Raw genomic sequence first — 448 nt, 5'->3', positions numbered from 1 at the left:
CCGTAAAACCAGACCGTCATCGCAGGGTGTTACGGCACTCATAGCGCCATCCACAGCCCCGGCAGCAGTATGTTGCCTGTCGCGTGTAATACTTCCGAGATCCCCATGTTGATGACATAGAGCAGCAGAACCAGGATCATCGGAGAGAAATCGATCCCGCCCATACCAGGAAGGATACGACGAATAGGACGCAACAGTGGATCCGCCAGTTGAAGCAGCACGTACTCCACCGGGCTGCGGCCCTGGCTGACCCAGCTCATAATCGCCATCACCAGCAGCACCCAGAAAATCAGCAGCCCAATGGTCTTCAGGACAAGCAGTACGGCGGCGATCCAGATGATCGGTTGGAACGTGACCACCTTAAACAGCACGATGGCTTTGATAAAGCTGAGAACGAGTGCAACCAATGCTGATGCGCTGTCAATTGGCCCCATCGGCGGAATAATAC

At 54.9% G+C, this 448-nt stretch carries 1 protein-coding gene; it reads right to left on the bottom strand.

What is annotated here, in order from left to right; all coding sequences use genetic code 11:
- Positions 1–38: 38 nt before the first annotated feature.
- Positions 39–448: YggT family protein (locus tag ACU8YC_RS27605; RefSeq protein WP_446896341.1), on the bottom strand; the 410-nt coding region annotated here is incomplete at its 5' end.

The organism is Citrobacter sp. VF227 (assembly GCF_052950715.1).
The sequence above is the reverse complement of the archived record's forward strand: the minus strand, read 5'-3'. Positions and strand labels throughout refer to the sequence as shown.